At 66.6% G+C, this 1,620-nt stretch carries 1 protein-coding gene; it reads left to right on the top strand.

Annotated features, from left to right (window positions below):
• Positions 1-315: 315 nt before the first annotated feature.
• The coding region (locus AB8Z36_RS38755) for a dicarboxylate/amino acid:cation symporter (protein WP_369218056.1) at positions 316-1,620 on the top strand (1,305 nt) is incomplete at its 3' end.

A 1,620-nucleotide genomic window follows, 5' to 3' on the forward strand; every position in this document is an offset into this window, starting at 1 on the left:
GCTGTCGGGGGCGGTTGGGGCGCCGGGTATGCGGCGGTGACCCCTCCGGATACCTCAAACAAGGCCTTTGATGTTCTCAAAGTACAAGTGTTAACGTTGTCGACATGAAGACAGCAGCAGCGCACATCCACGCCATGAGCGTCCCGCTCGTGGCGCGCCTGCATGTCGACCTCTGCCGCTGCATGTCCGCGGCCTGTCACGTCTGAATGTGACCCCGCCGCAGCGGCCACTGCTGACCTTTCGCGGTCGCCGCTCCCGTACGTCCCCCGTCCTGACTGTTCCCACAGACCTGACTGTCCCCACAGGAGTGTGTCCGTGTCCGCGAATTCCGCGACGCCCGCCGACCAGGCGAGCGGACCCGAGAAGCCCGATTCCGGCTTCCGGATACCCAAGTTCCTCCGCATCCCCTTCTGGGCGCAGATCCTCGGTGGTCTCGTCCTCGGTGTCCTGCTCGGCTGGCTCGCCCGCAGCCAGGACATCTCCTGGCTCGTCACCACCCTCTCCAAGGTCGGCGACACCTTCATCGGTCTGCTGAAGCTCGCCGTCGCCCCGCTCGTCTTCTTCGCGATCCTGGTGTCCATCACCAACCTGCGGAAGGTGAACAACGCGGCGCGCCTGGCCACCCGCACCCTGCTGTGGTTCATGATCACGTCGCTGATCGCGGTCGCCATCGGCCTCGCGATCGGCCTGCTCACCAACCCCGGCTCCGGCACCGGCCTCACCCCGAAGGACGGCAAGGCCCCCGACCACGCGGGCTCCTGGATCGACTTCCTGACCGGGATCATCCCGACGGACGTCATCACGCCCTTCACCGAGCTGAACGTCCTCCAGATCGTCTTCATGGCCGCCGTCGCCGGTATCGCCGTACTGAAGATCGGCGACAAGGCCCAGCCGATCCTCGAACTCTCCGAGTCCGTGCTCGCGCTGCTCCAGAAGGCCCTCTGGTGGGTCATCAAGCTCTCCCCGATCGGCACCGTGGGCCTCATCGGCTTCGCCATCGCGGACTACGGCTGGAACCTCATCAGCAAGTACGCGACGTTCACCGCGGACATCTACATCGGCTGCGCCCTGGTGATGTTCGGCGTCTACCCGCTGCTGCTCGCCACCGTCGCCAAGGTCAACCCGCTCCAGTTCTTCAAGGGCGCCTGGCCCGCGATCCAGCTCGCCTTCGTCTCGCGCTCCTCGGTCGGCACCATGCCGGTCACCCAGAAGGTCACCGAGCGGCTCGGCGTCCCGAAGGAGTACACCTCCTTCGCCGTGCCCTTCGGCGCCACCACGAAGATGGACGGCTGCGCCGCGATCTACCCGTCGATCGCCGCGATCTTCGTCGCGCAGATCTTCGACGTGAACCTGGGCATCAAGGAGTACCTGCTCATCGCCTTCGTCTCGGTCGTCGGCTCCGCCGCCACGGCCGGTCTGACCGGCGCCACGGTCATGCTGACGCTGACCCTGTCCACGCTGGGCCTGCCCATGGAGGGCGTCGGCCTGCTGCTCGCCATCGACCCGGTCCTGGACATGATGCGCACGGCAACCAACGTCGCGGGCCAGTCGCTGGTCCCCGTGATCGTCGCCGCCCGCGAGAACATCCTCGACCGCGAGGCGTACGAGCACGCTTCGGCG

Source organism: Streptomyces flavofungini (assembly GCF_041028215.1).
GTDB classification, from domain to species: Bacteria; Actinomycetota; Actinomycetes; order Streptomycetales; family Streptomycetaceae; genus Streptomyces; species Streptomyces flavofungini_B.